The organism is Mycolicibacterium phocaicum, assembly GCF_010731115.1.
Classification (GTDB): domain Bacteria; phylum Actinomycetota; class Actinomycetes; order Mycobacteriales; family Mycobacteriaceae; genus Mycobacterium; species Mycobacterium phocaicum.
In genome coordinates, this window is sequence record NZ_AP022616.1 from 25732 (window position 1) to 42776 (window position 17045).

General features: G+C 65.9%; 14 protein-coding genes and 1 tRNA gene. 7 read left to right on the forward strand and 8 right to left on the reverse strand.

All coding sequences use genetic code 11. The features are described from left to right. The first annotated feature begins 44 nt into the window (after positions 1–44). From G6N46_RS00160 to G6N46_RS00175, 4 genes are all read left to right on the forward strand, one after another. A tRNA-Ala gene (locus G6N46_RS00160) sits at positions 45–117 on the forward strand. A gap of 599 nt (positions 118–716) precedes the next feature. Continuing rightward, positions 717–2015: a hypothetical protein gene (locus tag G6N46_RS00165; protein ID WP_138249908.1), complete on the forward strand. Its 1299-nt coding sequence runs from the start codon at positions 717–719 to the stop codon at positions 2013–2015. Positions 2016–2083: 68 nt separating this feature from the next. Further along, positions 2084–2959, forward strand: a complete 876-nt coding sequence (locus tag G6N46_RS00170) for an alpha/beta fold hydrolase (protein ID WP_138249907.1) — start codon at positions 2084–2086, stop codon at positions 2957–2959. Between the two features lie 70 nt (positions 2960–3029). Continuing rightward, a complete protein-coding gene (locus tag G6N46_RS00175) occupies positions 3030–4769 on the forward strand; it encodes a patatin-like phospholipase family protein (RefSeq protein WP_226518869.1) in 1740 nt (579 codons plus the stop codon). On the opposite strand, the gene G6N46_RS00180 is transcribed toward G6N46_RS00175, so the two are convergent. Further along, positions 4732–5253, reverse strand: a complete 522-nt coding sequence (locus tag G6N46_RS00180) for a DUF998 domain-containing protein (RefSeq protein WP_138249905.1) — start codon at positions 5251–5253, stop codon at positions 4732–4734. The genes G6N46_RS00175 and G6N46_RS00180 overlap by 38 nt on opposite strands. 82 nt (positions 5254–5335) lie before the next feature. Further along, positions 5336–5671, reverse strand: coding sequence for a hypothetical protein (locus G6N46_RS00185; RefSeq protein WP_174814003.1), 336 nt, complete (start codon positions 5669–5671; stop codon positions 5336–5338). A 158-nt stretch (positions 5672–5829) separates the two neighbouring features. Here G6N46_RS00185 and G6N46_RS00190 point away from each other — a divergent pair, with 158 nt between their 5' ends. Beyond that, positions 5830–6132 (forward strand): DUF4333 domain-containing protein, encoded by a 303-nt coding sequence (locus tag G6N46_RS00190; protein WP_138249904.1) that lies wholly within the window; start codon positions 5830–5832, stop codon positions 6130–6132. Positions 6133–6193: 61 nt separating this feature from the next. Here G6N46_RS00190 and G6N46_RS00195 read toward each other — a convergent pair whose 3' ends face one another. Together G6N46_RS00195 and G6N46_RS00200 are read right to left on the reverse strand one after the other, a co-directional pair. Then, positions 6194–6928: a TetR/AcrR family transcriptional regulator gene (locus G6N46_RS00195; RefSeq protein WP_061009876.1), complete on the reverse strand. Its 735-nt coding sequence runs from the start codon at positions 6926–6928 to the stop codon at positions 6194–6196. Positions 6929–6963: 35 nt separating this feature from the next. After that, the gene (locus G6N46_RS00200) at positions 6964–7620 is read right to left on the reverse strand and encodes a TetR/AcrR family transcriptional regulator (RefSeq protein WP_064859663.1); all 657 of its coding nucleotides are present in this window, start codon (positions 7618–7620) and stop codon (positions 6964–6966) included. A 162-nt stretch (positions 7621–7782) separates the two neighbouring features. Between G6N46_RS00200 and G6N46_RS00205 the strand changes: the two genes are divergently transcribed. Further along, a complete protein-coding gene (locus G6N46_RS00205; protein WP_061009878.1) occupies positions 7783–8373 on the forward strand; it encodes a TetR/AcrR family transcriptional regulator in 591 nt (196 codons plus the stop codon). A gap of 13 nt (positions 8374–8386) precedes the next feature. Here the strand turns inward: G6N46_RS00205 and G6N46_RS00210 are convergent, their stop codons facing one another. From G6N46_RS00210 to G6N46_RS00220, 3 genes are all read right to left on the reverse strand, one after another. Then, positions 8387–9865: a mechanosensitive ion channel domain-containing protein gene (locus G6N46_RS00210; RefSeq protein WP_133427109.1), complete on the reverse strand. Its 1479-nt coding sequence runs from the start codon at positions 9863–9865 to the stop codon at positions 8387–8389. Positions 9866–9868: 3 nt separating this feature from the next. Further along, a complete protein-coding gene (locus G6N46_RS00215) occupies positions 9869–12034 on the reverse strand; it encodes an adenylate/guanylate cyclase domain-containing protein (RefSeq protein WP_138249903.1) in 2166 nt (721 codons plus the stop codon). A 123-nt stretch (positions 12035–12157) separates the two neighbouring features. Beyond that, a complete protein-coding gene (locus G6N46_RS00220; RefSeq protein ID WP_138249902.1) occupies positions 12158–12742 on the reverse strand; it encodes a TetR/AcrR family transcriptional regulator in 585 nt (194 codons plus the stop codon). Positions 12743–12866: 124 nt separating this feature from the next. Here G6N46_RS00220 and G6N46_RS00225 point away from each other — a divergent pair, with 124 nt between their 5' ends. After that, positions 12867–14630, forward strand: a complete 1764-nt coding sequence (locus tag G6N46_RS00225) for an acyl-CoA dehydrogenase (protein WP_407665179.1) — start codon at positions 12867–12869, stop codon at positions 14628–14630. Between the two features lie 68 nt (positions 14631–14698). Here the strand turns inward: G6N46_RS00225 and G6N46_RS00230 are convergent, their stop codons facing one another. Beyond that, positions 14699–16984 (reverse strand): alkaline phosphatase family protein, encoded by a 2286-nt coding sequence (locus G6N46_RS00230; protein ID WP_138249900.1) that lies wholly within the window; start codon positions 16982–16984, stop codon positions 14699–14701. Positions 16985–17045: the final 61 nt, after the last annotated feature.

Sequence of the window (17045 nt, forward strand, 5' to 3'; positions counted from 1 at the left end):
TCGACGGTGGTGCCAGTGGTGTAGCTTCATCAGGCACCACTTAAGGGGCTATGGCGCAGCTGGTAGCGCACCACACTGGCAGTGTGGGGGTCAGGGGTTCGAGTCCCCTTAGCTCCACAAGTAAACCCGTTCTGACTTCGGTCAGGGCGGGTTTTTTGTATGTCGCGCACTTTGGGTCGAGAGCCGATATTTGTACTTGCGCCTGGCGCGCTCGCACCCCGGATGCGAGGAGCGGGTAGGTCGTCATCCCGTCGAGCCGTGACGAGTAGCCGATGGCATCTGGCCGGCTACTTCATCATCGTCATCAAATCCTTGACACAGCAAACTTACAGGCCGTATTTTTGCGGCAGCAAAAACTCGGTGGCAGCACAGTTGCCGCCGTGACGAGGTAGCGGGTCTCCCTGGGGCGAAGCGGTTTCCGTGCCGGGCGTGATGCTGTGGCGCGGCGGTGTCGCGCTGCTGATAATGCAGTGAACGTTGTTTGTAGCAAACTAGTGCGGCACCCCGCCCGCATGGTGGTCAACTGCGGGGGCGATTCACCGACGCCCGACACTCCAGACGTTCACGAAGGGACCAGCCCCTTGGACCGTCAGTGCAGAGACGTCATTCTCTACGAGCTCAACGAGGTTCCGTGGGGCGTTGTCGATATCTATGTCAAAAATCGGCCCACCTCGCATATTGCGGCCCTGCTCCGTGAGGGGCAGTCGCTGACCACGGTGCACGAAGATCGTGAAGAGCAGCTGGGCCTGCAGCCATGGCGCACCTGGCCGACGCTGCATACGTCGACCTACGCCCACAACTCGGTCGACCTCGGCCAGGACCCGACGACATTCAAGGGCGACCCGATCTGGGACGTCGCAGAGGCTGCGGGTCTGTCCGTCGGGCTGTTCGGCCCCATGCAGAGCTGGCCGGCCCGGCAGTTCAAGCACGGCGGCTTCTACGTGCCGGACACGTTCAGCCAGGACGCCACGACCTACCCGCGCTCGTTGGAGCGCTTTCAGGCCTTCAACCTCGCGATGACCGGCGCCTACGGCGTTGCTCCCGCCGAGGTGATGAACCGCAAGATGCTCGGTGGTACCGCGGTGGACCTGCTGCGCAACGGCCTGACGTCGCGCTCGGCCGCCACGCTGGCCACGCACCTGGTCAGGGAGTGCAGGGACCCGCGTTACAAAGCATTCCGCTCGGCCATGCAGGCGCCGCTGGGCTTCGACCTGTTCTGGCGTGCGCACCGCAAGCACGATCCTCGACTGTCGATCTTCTTCACCAATCACGTGGCCGGCCTGATGCACCGATTCTGGGGTGACGGGATGCCGGGCTACACCGAGATGTACGAGTACACCCGTGACGAGGTGTACGGCAGCTTCATCCACCACGCCATGGACATCGCCGACCGTCAGATCGGCCGCATCCGCGCGTACCTGGCCAAACACCCACGGTCGATGCTGGTGTTGGCGGCCAGCATGGGCCAGGGGCCTGTCGAAGCGGACACGTTCGGCGGCCGGTGTTTCGTGCTCGACGACGCCGCCGCATTCGTGTCGGGCCTGGGGCTGCACCCGGCCACCGCCGGCCTGGCCATGTACCCGATGGTGTCGTTGGTGTTCGCGTCCGAGGCAGCGGCATCGGCGGCGGTGGTTCCGCTGGAGTCGGTCACCATCGGCAGTCACGGGCCGTTGTTCGGCCGCGTCCGTGCCGAAGGAAAGACGGCGACGTTCGCCATCGATCCGGCGAAGGGTGCCGACGCCGATGCCACCCTGCAGTACCGGGCGGCAGGCTCGGACGCTGTTGCCACCGGCAAGCCCGCCGACCTCGGTTTGCACATCCGGGTGCGCCCCGGCGGTACCAACACCGGGTTCCACATCCCCGAGGGCATCTTGCTGGCTGCCGGAGCCGGGGTGCCCCGCGACCCGTCACGCGCCGCGGTCGATGTTCTGGATGTCGCGCCGTCCCTACTGGCCAATGTCCTGGGCGTCGAGCCGGCACCGTCGATGCAGGGCAAACCGACATTGTTCCGGTAGCTGCGCATTGCGTCGGGTCGATCACCTGGCTCTCGTCAGAGGAACTTACCGCGCGGTAAGATGCCCGCATGACTCAGCGCAGCATGCCGACCGTCGATGGCGTGACCCATGAATATGTGCAGGCCGGCGACGTGAAGATCCACGTCGCGGTGGCCGGACCGGAGGGGGGACGCCCGGTCGTGCTCCTGCACGGCTGGCCGGAGAACTGGTTCATGTGGCACAAGGTCATCCCCGCGCTGGCAGACGCCGGCTACCGGGTGCACGCCATGGACCTGCGCGGCGCCGGCTGGAGCGAGGTCACCCCGAAGGGCTACGAGAAGGAGCAGTTCGCCTCCGACGTGCTCGCCGCGGCGACCGCGCTGGGACTGGACTCGTTCGACCTGGTGGGCCACGACTGGGGCGGCTGGACCGCGCAGTTGGTGGCACTGAAGGCGCCGGCGCGCGTCAAGCGCTTGGCGATCCTCAACATCCCGCCGGTGTGGCAGGAGCCGGGCCGGGTGGCTCGCCATGCCCACAAGCTCGCGTACCAACTTGTCGTGGGCGCCCCCGTGGCCGGACCGCTTACACATCTGACGCCGACACTGTGGTGGTTCATCCGGCGCAGCGGTATGCCGCAGGAGTCGGTGGACTTCTTCCGCAGCTGCTTCCGGGATCGGGACCGTCGGGTGGCGGGTTCCAAGATCTACCGGTCCATGGTCGGTAAGGAGTTCGCGAAACTCGCGCGCGGCCCCTACGACGATCAGAAGCTGCAGATGCCGGTGCGGGTACTGTTCGGTCTCGACGACGTGGCGGTGCACCCGTCGCTGCTGGAGGGCTTCACTGGCCATGCCGACGATCTGAACATCACCGAGGTGCCTGATTGCGGTCACTTCATCATCGACGAGCAGCCGGAACTCGTGATCAAGTGGCTGTCGGACGTGCTGGCCGAGCAGCCGCAGCGTTGATGTTGTTGGGCAGTTCCGGCAATCCGACCCAACTGCCTCGGCCGGGTGCCGGGTGGCGAAGAATGGTCGGATGGTGAACTCCGAGCTCGTACCTTTCGGCGAGAGCTCCAGCGAGCTGGCGGTGATAGAAGAAGCGGAACCGCCTGGCCTTCCGGGCAGCAACCCCACCCTGGCGCTGCAGCATATGGAAGCTGCGCTGGTCCGCGCCGACCTCGAATGTCCCGGCGTCCTCAGCCCGGAGCAGTTCCGGCGCCTGCGCTACCTCTTGAGCTTCGCGCGGTTGACGGTGTTCGAACCGGGTGCGGCCGGGCCGGGCGGCACCCGCGGCCGTGGCGATGTCGCGGTCGGTGACGAGATCCTCGGTTTCCGCCAGCGGGTGATCGACGCGCTCTTCAGTACCTTGCGGGGACGCACCACCGCGCCCGAGCGGCTGGCGGCGGCCAAGGAGGTCCTGGAGACCTTCGCCGCGGACGTCGAGTACGAACGGTCCAGACTGTTGGAGCGGCACGCCAACGACTTCTCGGCGGCCGAGCTCGATGCCGAACTCGGCTACAAGACCTACGTCGCGGTCTTGGGCGGTGGGGGCGGCGCCGGCTACGTCTACCTGGGCGGCATGCAGCGCATGCTCGCGGCGGGTCTGCCGCCCGCCTACATGCTCACCAACTCGTTCGGCGCCATCGTCGGCAGCGTGATGGCGCGCGCGCTGCCGGTGCCGATCGAGGACTACGTGGCCTGGGCGAAGACCGTCACCTACCGCGGCGTTCTGGCTCCGGCGCGGACGCGCCGCCGGCACGGTCTGAACGGGCTGTTCTCACTGCGATTCGACGAATTCGCCAAAGAGATGTTCACCCGCGAAGACGGTGAGCCCATGCGGCTGACGGACCTGGAGATCCCGTACGAGACCGTCGTCGCCGGCGTGCGGAAGCAGTCATTCGATCGGCTGCCTGGTCGCTTCCATCCATCGCATTTCACCCTGATGGGGGTACGGGCACTCGAGCACCTCAAGCTGGGCTACGCGCCGGGTGCCGTCAATCGGTTGTGGCAGATCGGCGCGTTCATCGACTCACGCGTCGTCAAGCCCATCGTGCTGGGTGGCGACGACCTGACTGCCGAATTCAATGTCGTTGATGCTGCGAGCTTTTCGTCGGCGATCCCGGGAATTCTGCATCACGAGTCGAGCGATCCGCGGATGTGGGGTCTGCTCGATCAGCTGTTGGTGGAAAAAGATGTCGCCGCGTTGGTCGACGGCGGTGCGGCCAGCAATGTCCCGGTTGAGCTGGCGTGGAAGCGAATCCAGGACGGTCGCCTCGGCACCCGCAACGCGTGCTACATCGGCTGGGACTGCTTCCACCCGCAGTGGAACCCGAGACACCTTTGGCTGCAACCGATTACCCAGGCGCTGCAGTTGCAGATGGTCCGCAATGCGCCGTTCGCCGATCGCGTCATCCGGTTCAGTCCCACGCTGTCTCCGGTCACGCTGGCCGCCGCGCCGGACGCCATCGACCGCGCTATCCAATGGGGCAACGCCTCGGTGGAGAGTTCGGTGCCGTTCGTGCAGCGGCTCACGGAACCGGTGTGGTGGGAAGGCGAGCAGGCGCCCCAGGTCGATCGGACGCCGATCCGTGTCTCGGCTCCGTTGCAGCCGATGACGACGATTCTGGACGGCGCCCGGCGGGCCGCCGAATATGTACCGCGGGTCACGCGGGTACGGCGTCGGGTCGCGGCCGTCGGCGATCGCATCCGTAGATCGCAGTCCGAGTCCGCTCAAGCCGTCAACGCCAGTGGCGATCACCTGCCACGCAGAGCATGAGGACGGCCAACCACGCAGCGATCACGGGCACTTGTATCCGCTCGACCAGCCCGGCCAAGGCCGTCGACGCCGTCAGGCACATGATGACGTCGACGCTGCCCAGGATCGCGGCCACGGCCGACAGTCCGGACGCTCCGAGCCTGCGGTAGCCCGAGGTACGTGTCAGCACAACCCCGTAGAGGCCGATGGCGCAGACGAGTGCGGTGAACCCGATGAGGCTCGACGCGGTATGGGGTTCCACGAGCTGTGTCGTGTGGATCGTTTCTTTCGTTGCGCGGCAACTCGAGTCGATCGACGGTGCGCACGACATCGGCCACAGGCCATCGACCATCGACGAGACGCCGGCGCCCATAGCGCACAGATGCGCGACCGATGCCTGCCTCGTCGGCTGCCAGCGCATCAGCACATTGGCCATGGCGATGAACCCGACTCCGGCCACGATGTCGCTGATCCGGAAGAACGTGCGCGCCGGCTGGCCTGGCATTCATGTGCGGTCTATACCCACTTCCGCCTGGTGCCCACCGCAAGCCCGGGCCCGCGGTGGGGGCGAAGCCGTCAGGTCGAGGTTATTTCCGTAGGGTCGTCGTGACCGGACTCTGGATGCCCGTCTTGGTCGGGGGTTTCGGAGTGCCTTGCTGAGGCTTCACATCGCTGCCCGGGATGCTGTCATCGCAGAAGCCGTCCGGTCCCTCGCATTGTCCGCTCAGCAGGGCGCCGTTGATTTGGTCTTGCGCCCGCTGGTGTCCGGAGTCGACCTGCTGGCAGTTCGGCGTGCCCTCGTTACAGACGGCGAAAGCGGGCGCAGCCGTCCAGCTCGAAGCGATGAACATGAGGGCGGGGGCCGCTGCTACGCCGACTGCCGCGATGAGCCGGTTGGTCATCGCGTTGTGAGTGAGGTTCATGGCGTGTCCCATTTCCAGGTGGGCCCCACGGTGAGGCTCCGTTCATAGGTAGGAGCGGCCACCGAGCGGAAACGGGACACTTATTGCAGAGTCCGTTTGACGCCGCGCAGTGTTCGGCCTCCAACCCATTTCCAACTGCACGTAGCTACCTTCCTGCCATGACCCGATCCACCGGTTTTCTCGGCACGACCGTCATCGTCGGGGCCCTCACGCTGCAGTTGAGCGCGTGTACCTCGACCATCAAACCGGAAGGCGCCGCGCAGTCGGTGACCGACATGGTGAGCAGCAAGACCGGATTCCATCCGACCGATGTCAAGTGCCCGTCGGGCATCGACGCCAAGGTCGGCGGCGAATTCGACTGCACTTTCACCGGCCCGGAGGGTCCCTACAAGGCGCACCTGAAGATCACCAGTGTCGACGGTGACAAGGTCGGTTTCGACATCAAGACGAACCGGAGTTAGGTCACGCGCGGGCGGCGGTGTCTCCGTGCGGCGACATTGATCGGCGTGGTGTCGGGCCGGCTCACGAGCGCGCTGATCTGCGCGCTCGTGCCGCCTTGGTGTTGGCCGCGATCAGGAGCTCAGCGTGGTCGAGAATGCACTCGAGCCCGAAGTCGAAATTCACCTCGTCCAGAGTGCAGAGTTGCCGACCGTCCCGAAGCGCCTGCGCGAGTAGTGGTGTGGTCCCGGGATCGACAAGGGGAGCGTCCTTGCGCCCGTCCCGTCCCGCTTCGGGGGTCATCTTTTCCCGAAGGCGTTGCAGCACAACCGATCCACGGACGTGAACTGATACCGCTGTATAGACGTCCAACGCAGCCTCCGGTGTCAGCCCGGCTTCGACCAAACTGGAGATGGCGTGCTCGACGGCTTGTACGCCCAAGCCGTCGGTGTGTAGGGCGTGTGGGGATCGAATGAGGATCAGGTCGCACATCACCGGGTTGTCCACAAATATTTGACGCATCGCGCGGGCATGGCTGCGTAACGCGGACCGCCAGTTCTCGGCAACGGAATAGACCGCGGAAAGCGCATACTCTCGCAAGGCGAGGTCCGTCATGGCGTCCAGCAGGTCGTCCTTTTTGCGGAAGTACCAGTAGATGCTCGTGACACCGACGTCGAGATGCTTTCCCAGCATCGGCATGCTGAGATTGTCGATCGAAACCTGTTCGGCGAGTTCGAAAGCACCGCTGACGATGTCGTCGGGATTGATGGAACCTCGTTCGCGCCGCCGGCGCTTGTCTGCGGTTGCCTCTGTTGTCACTGCGGGCACCCCATCTCGAAATCCGTTTCCAATTCTCACTTTGGCGCGGCGAACCCGTTGGCCAAGAAATCCCATAGTTCGTCGGTGGTGATGGAATCTGCGGCTGCGCTGTCGGTGGTCCCACTGGATTGAGCGATGAACATCACCGTCTGCATGGCCATCGCCGCCATTCGAGCCGGATTGGCACTCGGCCGAAGTTCGCCTGCGGCACTGGCATTTTCCATCAACTCGGTGAGCAACGACAGCAAAGGTGCTTGGGCGATTTTGACCTCATCCGGATGCGTGACCACGAGTCGCGGAGCGAAGTCGGTGAACAGTGGCTGCCTGGCCGCTGGGTCGGGTCGGCACAGTTCGAAGAGCAGCTCGATGGAAATCTTGAGGCGATTCAGCGGGTCACTCTCGGGGTCGGCGGCGGCCCGAATCTGGTCGGCTGCGCGGTTCAGCGCATCTTCGAATAGCGCCAGCAGTAATTCATGCTTGCCGTCGAACTGCAGGTAGAAGCTACGCAGCGACTGGCCTGAGCGGTCGACGACCTCCTGGACAGTGAAGTCCGTGGTGCCCTTCTCGAGGATGATCGACTGAGCCGCGTCCATGAATCGTTGGACTCGTTGGGCTGCCCGGAGTTTCGCCGTCTTGACTGAGCGCTCGACCGCGCGTTGTTTCCAGATCGGATCGTCTGTCGGGCTGGTCACCACACGCCCAGGTCATCGGCGGAAAACACTCATGAACTGTACCCGAACCCAGGCTGGCGGATGCTAGTGCCGAGCGCCTGCTTAGCATCATGGCGTCGCCGTCACGTGGTGGAACCGCGAGAATGGCGCCCGGCGGCAGCGGTGGAGAAAGGTGGTGACGGTATGGCATCGGAGCGCAGGATCGCTGGTCCCGAGTCGAAGAACCGCGGAGCCCTACTCGATGCCGCCGAGGCGCTGATGCTCGACGAGGGCTACGCCGCGGTGACATCGCGGCGGGTCGCTGAAAGGGCAGGGCTCAAGCCGCAGCTGGTGCACTACTACTTCCGCACCATGGATGATCTGTTCCTGGCTGCGATCCGGCGCAGGATCGAGCAGGAATTGGCATCGCAGGCCCAGATCCTACGGGCGCCGAACCCGTTGCGGGCGTTGTGGAATGCCCTCATCGACAACCGTGATTTCGGACTGATCACGGAATACACGGCACTCGCCAATCATCGGAAAGCGCTGCGGGCCGAGATCGCGGCCGCAGCGCAGCAGTTTCTGGAAGCGCAGGCTGAGACTGTCCGGTCCGTCCTGTCGCGGCACGGCATCGCCGCCGAGGATCTACCGCCGGTTGTGGCGACGTCCTTGATCGTCGGGACGGCGCAACTGCTGTCCATGCATGCGTCGCTTGGGTTGTCAGGCGGTCGTGACGACATCGTCGAGTTCTTCGATCGACACATCAGCAAGTTCGACGGGACGGCCGAGACGTGATGCCTGTCGGGAGCTAAGAGGAATGCAGCCCGTTGGCTCCACCGGCAGTGCCGAGTTGTGCGGCCCCGGCATCACGAATTGCCTTGGCGCGGTCTGCTTTCCCCGCAGATCTGATGGTGGCTCTGGCCTCGCTCCGCCGTTCGTCGATGAGGCGGCCGAACTCCCGGGACAGTTGGGGCCGGTCGGTGAGCAGGCGCTGGATTTCGTCGTGCTCGATCTGCAGCAGGGTGACTTCGTCGAGGGCGTGCACGTAGGCGAGGTTGGCCTGGTGGGTGAACGCGGCGACGCCGATGAGCGCGCCCTTGTCCAGGCTGCGCACGCCGGCGACTGAACCATCGGCCGTCGGCACGGTCAACCGGACCCGGCCTGACACCACCACGTTGATGGTTTTCGGGACCTCGCCGGGCGCCTGGATGAGCTCGCCGGTGCCGTACCGGATCAGGCGTGCGTACGGGGCGAGAGCTTGCTGGTCGGCCTTGTTCAGCCGGAGTGCGGGCGCCGCCGCCTCCTCGAGCGCTTCGTCGACACGTTTGGGGGTGGAGTAGTCGTCGGCCACACCGTCGAGATGCAGCTTGTCGCGCCGAGCCGCATACCAGGCCCAGCGTAGGAAGGTGGCCTGCACGGCGTCGTCGTCCCCGGGCGATTTCAGCCCGATGGTGGTGCGGTACTTGTGATCGCCGATCGGCACGGCGGTGGGCTCGACGTCGTCGCCGCGGTTCGGCAGGGCGGCCGCGATCCGGGTGAGCATCGCGCACACCTGGTCGGGTGGGTCGGTGGCGGCGAACGTCGTGGTGATGGTGGTGTGCGAGGTGGCCAGCCGGCTCAGGTTGGTGAAGGACGTGCCGGCCAGCACCGAGTTGGGCGTGATCTGTACGCCGGTGCTGGACTCGATGTGGACGGCGCGCCAGTTGACTTCGACGACGCGGCCACGCGCGGCGGCGGTGTCCAGCCAGTCGCCCATCCGGAACGGCTGCTCGAACAGCATGAACAACCCGGACACGATCTGCCCGACGGAGTGCTGCAGCATGAGGCCGAGGACCACGGAGCTGACACCGACCGCGGTGAAGACGCCCTTGACGTTGCTGCCCCAGATGTACCGGGAGATCACCGCCAAGCCCAGGATGATGAGCACCATCCGGGCGACGTCGAGGAAGATGCGGGGGATGCGGCTGCGCCACGAGGTCTCCGGGGCGTTCGCGAACATCGTGTTGCTCAAGCCGGACAGCACCAGCAGCAGCACCAGGAACACCAGGACGGTCGCCACGATGCGGATGGGAACGTCGCGGGCGGGGACGACCGCCACCTTGAGCATCAGCAGCAGGACGGCGATCACGGGGAGCACATACGTGCGCAGGAGCCCGACGGGCGCGGCGAGCGGACTGTGGCGGCGGATCAGGGACCGGCGCCACTCGGTCAGGACGATCAGGCCGACAGGTAGCCCGATGGCGATCGCTGCGACCCACAGGAACCATGACGAACCGGAGGAGTACACGGCCTACCGCCGCCCCGCCAGCCGCCAGATGGGCTCTTCGACATCGTCGACGATGTGCTGCCCGGCCGGCGTGAACCGGTGGGTGTCGTGCACGGCGTCGTACACCCGCCCGGTGATGTAGATCCCGGGCTCGGCACCGCCGGCCTGAATCTGATAGGCCAAATCGACTGCGCTGCCCCACATGTCGTACATCATGGTGGCTCCGCCCACCAGGCCGCTGGTGACGGTGCCGGTGTCGATGCCGGCCCGGAAACCGAGTTGCAGATTGTCCTCGTCGTTGAGACGGGCGACGATGCGCTGCAACTCGATGGTGAAGTTGACGATGCGCTCGACGTTGTCCAGCCGGGGCACGTTCAAACCGCAGCTCGCCGTGTATCCGTTGCGCAGGATGCGCACCGGTTCGACTCCGCTGCGTTCGGCGGCGTCGTCGAACTGGCGCACCAATTCGTTGACCACCGTGAGGAATTGGTCGGCCGGTAGCGCGCTGGAGAGGGCGTCGAGACCGTCGATGTCGGCGAAGAGCACCGCGACGTCCTGATGGTTCTCGCTGATTGTCTCCTCGCCGCTGCGATAGCGCTCGATGACCGATTCGGGCATCAGCGAGCGCAGCAACTGGGCGTTCTCGCGGCGTTCGCGCCGCAGCAGATCGTCCTTGATGCCGAGCAGCCGGCTCATGTCGTTGAATGTCTTGGTCAGATCCCCGAATTCGTCTCGCGTCCGCACCGGGATCATCGCGTCGTAGTCGCCCCGGCTGACCTTCTGGGCGCCGGCCTCGAGCCGTCGGATGGGCCGCACGAACAGCTGCGCGAGTGCCATGGCGGCCAGGCAGTCCAGGATGACGATCGCGGTCACCGCGACGCCCATGGTCCTGGTGAAGACGCGTTCGGGCGCAAAGGCTTCCGCGGTGTCGATCTTCGCGACGATCGACCAGTTGACGTCGGGGCCGACGGTCACGGGTGCATACGACTGCAGCGTTTCCTGACCGAGGTAGTCGGTGGCGATCAGCACCCCCGACTGGCCGCGCTGCGCGGCGCGGGTGGCGGGGCCGCCGACGGGCTGTATCAGCGTGGTACCGCCGAGCCGGACGGCGCGCTCAGCCAACTCGGCGGGTGTCCCGGCCGCGACGACATCGTGTTGATAGGTCTGCCGATTCTCCTCGAAGAGGCGGGAATTCGACCGCATGAGGTCGTCGGTTCCGGCGAGGTAGGTCTCGCCGGTCGAGCCCAGGCCGTTCGCCTGCCACTTGCCGCTGAACGTCATCAGCGCGTTCAGCCCCGAGATCGGGAATTGCAGAGCCACGACTCCCACGGTGCGGCCGCCCGTCACGACCGGCGCGGCCATCCACGCGATCGGATGGTCCGCGGCCGGGTGATAGGTCTGGTAGTCGGTGACGGAGACGTACCCGACGCGGTCGGCGCCCATGGCTTTGGCGTAGGCCTCGTGCAGGTTGCCCTGCTGGTATGGACCGGACAGCACGTTCGTGCCGAGGTCCGCACGCTTCTTGGCCGAGTACACGACGTTGCCGGTGGCGTCGATCAACAGGGCGTCGCCGTAGCCGAACAGCCGCACGATCTCCTGGAAGAACGGGTTGTAGCGGGCCGAGGCGGCGCCCCAGGCGGTGGGGTCGGGTGGCGGCGGTGGGCCGTTGGGCCGTGCCGCGGCGACGGTGTACCGCGCCTGCAGGTACTTGGCCGCGTTGGACGACGGCAACAGCACGTCGAGGTTCAGCTTGGCCCCCGTCGCCCGTTCGACGGGGTTGATCAGTTGCTGGTTGTAGTAGTCGACGATCGCCTGTTGCTCGGCGGGATCGATTGTGGCATTGGCCAATTCGTTGAACCCGGTGCTGAACGCCTGTACGGCTTCGGCCATCGCCGGCCCGCTGGTGTAGATCAGCAGCGCGTTCTTCAGGTTGGTGACCTGGGCGGCGAACTGCCGGGACTGCGTCTCGCGGACCTGTGTCAACCGGTCGAACGCGGCATTACGCAACGAGGCCTGCCCCGTCTGATATCCGATGAATCCCACCACGGCCGCCGACACGATGCTGGCTCCCAGCAGCATCGCGATGAGCTTCGACTGGATGCTGAATCTGCCGCGCACCCGCCGCAACCGGGCCTCAGGCGCCGGTGCCGCGGCGACCTCGTCGCGATCCTCCGGTGGAGGGTTGACCATCGGGCCTCCTGTCGTCGGCAGCAAGTACATCATGACCGGTGCCGATGACTGGCGGGTTATGGCAGGTGGGGCCCGAAAATCGGGCGCTCTGACGCCCTTTCGCGCAAGCCGCGCGGCGTGCGGTCAGCGCACCAGGCGGGCGGCGACCTGGGCGTAGATCTCGCCCAGTTTGTGTGGATCGCGGTGGGTGCGCGACGGGAACCACCGACAGACGTCGACGCACAGTGACGATATCGCCATGACGACGTCGTCGAGGTTGTCGACGTGGAATTCGCCTGTCGCCATACCGGTTTCGATGATGTTGGCGATCACGGCGGTGACCTGGTGGCGCAGTGGGGCGATGGTGCGGTAGTGGGCCGGGGTCAGCCCGTGCAGTTCGTATTGCACGACCCTGGCCTGCTTGCTGTTCTCCGCATGCCAGGCGGCGAAGGCAGCGACCACCGTGTGGAAGCGCTCGGCGCACGGTGCGCCGGCGTCATCGGTGGCACGCAGCGTCGCCAGCAGGCTGCCGTGCCCTTCCAGGGCGATGGCGTAGAGCAGCTCTTCCTTCGAGCGGTAATGCGGGTACATGGCCGTCGCGCTCATGTTGAGGCGTTTGGCGATCTGGCGGGTCGAGCTGCCGCCGTAGCCGGACTCGGCGAACGCCTCGATGGCCGCCCGCCGGATGCGCTCGGCGGCGGCCGAGTCGGTCGTCCGGTCGGTCTTCATGTGCAGGTGATCGTACACACAGTTGACACAGACCCGACCGATAGGCGATATTAGCAATCGCTTAGGAAATGAGCGACTGCTAATGTCTGGCTGCATTGGAAGGTAGAACCCAGTGACTGATTTCATGTCTCGGCGCGACCTGGACTTCTTGCTGTACGAGTGGCTTGACGTCGTCGAGCTCACCAAGCACGAGCACTTCGCCGAGCACTCGCGGGACACCTTCGACGCCGTCCTCGACCTGAGCGCCGACATCGCCACCAAGCGCTTCGCGCCGCACAACAAGAAGGCCGACCACAACCCGCCGTTCGTCGACGAGAGCGGCAAGGTGGTGCTGATCGACGAGATCAAGCAGGCGCTGGACGACTTCAACGGGGCGGGTCTGATGGCCAGCTCGTTCGACGAGCGCGTCGGCGGCATGCAGCTGCCCAACGTGGTCGCGCAGTCGTCGGCCGCGTTCTTCCGGGCCGCGAACCCCGCCACCTTCTCGTACGCGTTCCTGACCGTCGGCAATGCCAACCTGCTGACCGAGTACGGCACCGACGAGCAGATCGACACCTGGGTCCGCCCGATGCTCGAGGGCCGCTACTTCGGCACGATGTGCCTCTCCGAGCCGGATGCCGGCTCGTCGCTCGCCGACATCAGCACCAAGGCCACCAAGGCGGCGGACGGCACCTACCGGGTCACCGGCACCAAGATGTGGATCACCGGTGGTGACCACGAGTTGTCCGAGAACATCGTGCACCTGGTTCTGGCCAAGGTTCCGGGCGGCGGCCCCGGTGTGAAGGGCATCTCGCTGTTCATCGTGCCGAAGTTCCTGACCGATGGCACCCGCAACGACGTCGCGCTCGTCAGCCTCAACCACAAGATGGGCAACCACGGCACGACCAACGCCCTGCTGAACTTCGGTGACGGCAGCCACCAGCCCACCGACGAGCCCGGCGCCGTCGGCTACCTCGTGGGCGAGGAGCACCGCGGTCTGGCCTACATGTTCCACATGATGAACGAGGCTCGCGTGGCCGTCGGCTCCATGGCCACCGCCATCGGCTACGCCGGCTACCTCACCTCGCTGGAGTACGCCAAGGTGCGCACCCAGGGCCGTCCGGTCGGTGACAAGGATCCGTCGCGCGCACAGGTCGCGATCATCGAGCACGCCGACGTCAAGCGCATGCTGCTGGCCCAGAAGTCTTACGTGGAAGGCGCTTTGGCGCTCGGCCTGTACTGCGCACGGCTCGTCGACCAGATCAAGATCCTCACCGGTGCCGAACGTGACGAGGCCGAGCTGATGCTCGAGGTCCTCACCCCGATCGCCAAGAGCTGGCCGTCGCAGTGGTGCCTGGAAGCCAACAACCTCGGCATCCAGATCCACGGCGGTTACGGCTACACCACCGAGTACGACGTCGAGCAGCAGTACCGGGACAACCGCCTGAACGCCATTCACGAAGGCACGCACGGCATTCACGGCATCGACCTGCTCGGCCGCAAGGTCGTCATGCAGGGCGGCGCCGGCCTGACGCTGCTGCAGAAGCGGATCAACGACACCGTCCAGACCGCGCTGCAGTCGGAGGCCACCGCCGGCTACGCGCGGGAACTGCAGGCGCAGACCGAGCGTCTGGCCGAGGTCACCGCGACGCTGTGGGCTGCCGGTGATCCCGAGACCACCCTGGCCAACTCGACCGCGTACCTGGAGGCCGCCGGCCACATCGTGATGGCCTGGATCTGGCTGGAGCAGCTCAATGCCGCCGGCGGTAACACCGGCAACTTCTACGACGGGAAACGTGCTGCCGCGCAGTACTTCTTCCGTTACGAGCTGCCGAAGGTGACGACCCAGCTGGACCTGCTGGCCAGCCTGGACCGCACCACGGTCGAGGCACAGGTCGACTGGTTCTGATCGCCGGTACCTTCCGGAAGTAGACGTCGGACCCGAGGTTCTCCTCGGGTCCGACGGTCGTTTCTGGGCTATGGCACGACCGGTGGCGTGCCCCAGAAGTCGTTGAGCGGCACGGCGTAGGCGTCGTTGTCGGTCAGCGGCTCCAGCTTCAGTGAGTCCTCGATGGTGCGCAGCAGGCTGTAGTGATTGGCGTAGCTGGTGTCGGTGAAGTTCCCCGAACGCATCCCGGCGCTGACCGCGCCCGGAGACGGAATCACCACGGTGACAACACGATTGCCGCCGTTGCCGAAGCCCAGTGACAGGTTGTCGGTGTCTTCGTCGAACGTGACGACGATGGCCGACTTCTGTGTCGGATCGTTCCACACCGCCGAATTCAGAATGGTCGGGATGGTCTGCGCAGCGAACTGGTCGGCCGCCTTGACGTTGTACTGGTGGTTGGTGAGCAGTGCGCCGATGTAGTTGAGGACGCCCTGGACCGAGTCGATGGGGCCTTCGCCGTTGTTGGCCTCGTTGGCCGCGAACCACGCGAAGTTCGGTGTGGTGGCCGATGACGAGAGATCGGTCGCCAGCTGGGTCAGCGGGTGGAGGTGAGCGGTGGCGCGGGCCTGGTCGTTGTAGATGTCGCGGTACGCCAGGAACGGCAACTGGTCGGGCGCGTAATCGCTGGTCGACACGTAGGGGCCGGCCGCGGACATGCCCTGGGCATACCCGGCCCACGTCTTGCCGGCACTTTCGATTCTGTCGGCGAGGTTTGTGGCGTCGATGCAGTTCGTCGCGCAGTTGTAGCTGAGTCCGAAGTCGGAGCCGCCGAGGATCGGGTAGTAGTTCGGATCACTCGGATGGGTCAGCGCGTAGTAGTTGGCCGCGACGCCGTAGGTGTCGATCAGGCTGTTGAGATACGGCGCATTGGGGCTGCCGACGATGTCCTTGTAGCCCTTGTTCTCCAGATAGACCATGAACACGTGGTCGAGCGCGCCGACCGTGGACTTCGGCGGGGTGGGCGGCGGCGGGGTGGGGAGCGCAGCTCCCACCGTGAACGACAGGTCGTCGGCGAACGCGTTGTTGTAGCCGCCGGTCAGCGGGTTCGAGTCCTTCAGCGTGACGACCACCTGCGCGGTGCGGGTGCTGACGGGGATGGTGCCTTCGGTGCTGCGTTCGAGCAGTCCGGTCTGGAACCAGCGTTCGAGGGGACCGACGGGCGCCACTTTGCCGACGCCCAGTTGCGTCCCGGTGGCGTCGAGGAACGTGACCTTGATCGACGCGGCCGAGGGGTCGATCATGGCGCCGCCCAGGAAGCCGCTCAGCTTGAACGGCATCGTGCCGGCATCGATGCCCGCGGCGGCGCCACTGAGATCGACTGTCTGGGTCAGCGTGGAGGTCGCGACATTGCCGCCGCCGAAGAACTGGGTGTCGCCCGGAGTGGGCCGATCGCTGGGGAAGTTGAAGATGGCCGGGAGTGTCGGCCCCGGCGTCGGCAGGCCCAACGGGAGCTGGCGCTTGGTGCCGTAGGGGATGACGGTCGGCGTGCCGGTGACGGTCCAGCCGGGGATGGACACCGTGCTGCCGCCGGACAGCGACGGGTCACCGAACTCGGCGCCGGGGTTGGTCAGCAGGTTCGGGCTCGTCACGTTCCAGGCGGAAACCACATGGGGTGGAAGGAGATTCGTCTCGATCTGCCTGCGTACCCAGGCCAGCACCGTCCACAGGGCGGGCGAATTGGCGGGCACGTTCGACGGCAGCGTCGACACCAGTGGCCGCAGTGCCACACCGATGAGTTGCTTTGCCGCGGTCACGATCTGGTTGATCGCGTTCGGTACGGACGGGGCCGATACGGTGGGCGTGACGACCGTCGCCAGCGGTACCGCCGCGACGCGGGTTACCGACGCCGTTGCGGGCACGGCCGAGGTCGCGGCGACCGCCGGTGTGCGGGAGTGACTGACGGTGGCAGTGGGCCGCGTCTGGTCGGTCTTTGTTGTGGCGCTGAGGGATTCGCTGGGCGTCGCAGTGGGGGCGGCCTTGAGGGCACTGTCGGTGTGGCGGGTGGGGTTCGCGTCACGGTGCCTGCCGGCTGTCTCGGCGCTGTCACGGCTCTTGTTCTTGGGCTGCCGCTTGGGCTTCTGGCCTGACGGCGCCCAGTCGTCCGACGTCGAGGCCGGCGTTGCGTCGGGCGATGCCGCCGTCGCCGGGGTGGGCGCGTGTTTGGGCCCCGGCTTGCTGGGGGCCGCGGCTTGCGTGGCATGCGCTGTGTCCGACGGCTCGGCGGAGGCGAATGCCTGTCCGGAGGTGACCGATACGCCGACTCCGAGAAATACTGCCAGGGCGCCGACCCGGCCGATGTACCGTGAGCAACCCATGGTCGTTCCCTCCGCCCGCGCGCTGTTGGCTGTCAGCGGTAACGGTAGAAAGAATTGACGC

Excerpts from the sequence above, each read along its gene's own strand:
- G6N46_RS00205 (WP_061009878.1), top strand. The coding sequence starts at position 7,783 with ATGGCATCGGAGCGCAGGATCGCTGGTCCCGAGTCGAAGAACCGCGGA.
- G6N46_RS00180 (WP_138249905.1), bottom strand. The coding sequence starts at position 5,253 with ATGCCAGGCCAGCCGGCGCGCACGTTCTTCCGGATCAGCGACATCGTG.
- G6N46_RS00190 (WP_138249904.1), top strand. The coding sequence starts at position 5,830 with ATGACCCGATCCACCGGTTTTCTCGGCACGACCGTCATCGTCGGGGCC.
- G6N46_RS00220 (WP_138249902.1), bottom strand. The coding sequence starts at position 12,742 with ATGAAGACCGACCGGACGACCGACTCGGCCGCCGCCGAGCGCATCCGG.
- G6N46_RS00170 (WP_138249907.1), top strand. The coding sequence starts at position 2,084 with ATGACTCAGCGCAGCATGCCGACCGTCGATGGCGTGACCCATGAATAT.
- G6N46_RS00230 (WP_138249900.1), bottom strand. The coding sequence starts at position 16,984 with ATGGGTTGCTCACGGTACATCGGCCGGGTCGGCGCCCTGGCAGTATTT.
- G6N46_RS00215 (WP_138249903.1), bottom strand. The coding sequence starts at position 12,034 with ATGGTCAACCCTCCACCGGAGGATCGCGACGAGGTCGCCGCGGCACCG.
- G6N46_RS00175 (WP_226518869.1), top strand. The coding sequence starts at position 3,030 with ATGGTGAACTCCGAGCTCGTACCTTTCGGCGAGAGCTCCAGCGAGCTG.
- G6N46_RS00185 (WP_174814003.1), bottom strand. The coding sequence starts at position 5,671 with ATGAACCTCACTCACAACGCGATGACCAACCGGCTCATCGCGGCAGTC.
- G6N46_RS00225 (WP_407665179.1), top strand. The coding sequence starts at position 12,867 with ATGTCTCGGCGCGACCTGGACTTCTTGCTGTACGAGTGGCTTGACGTC.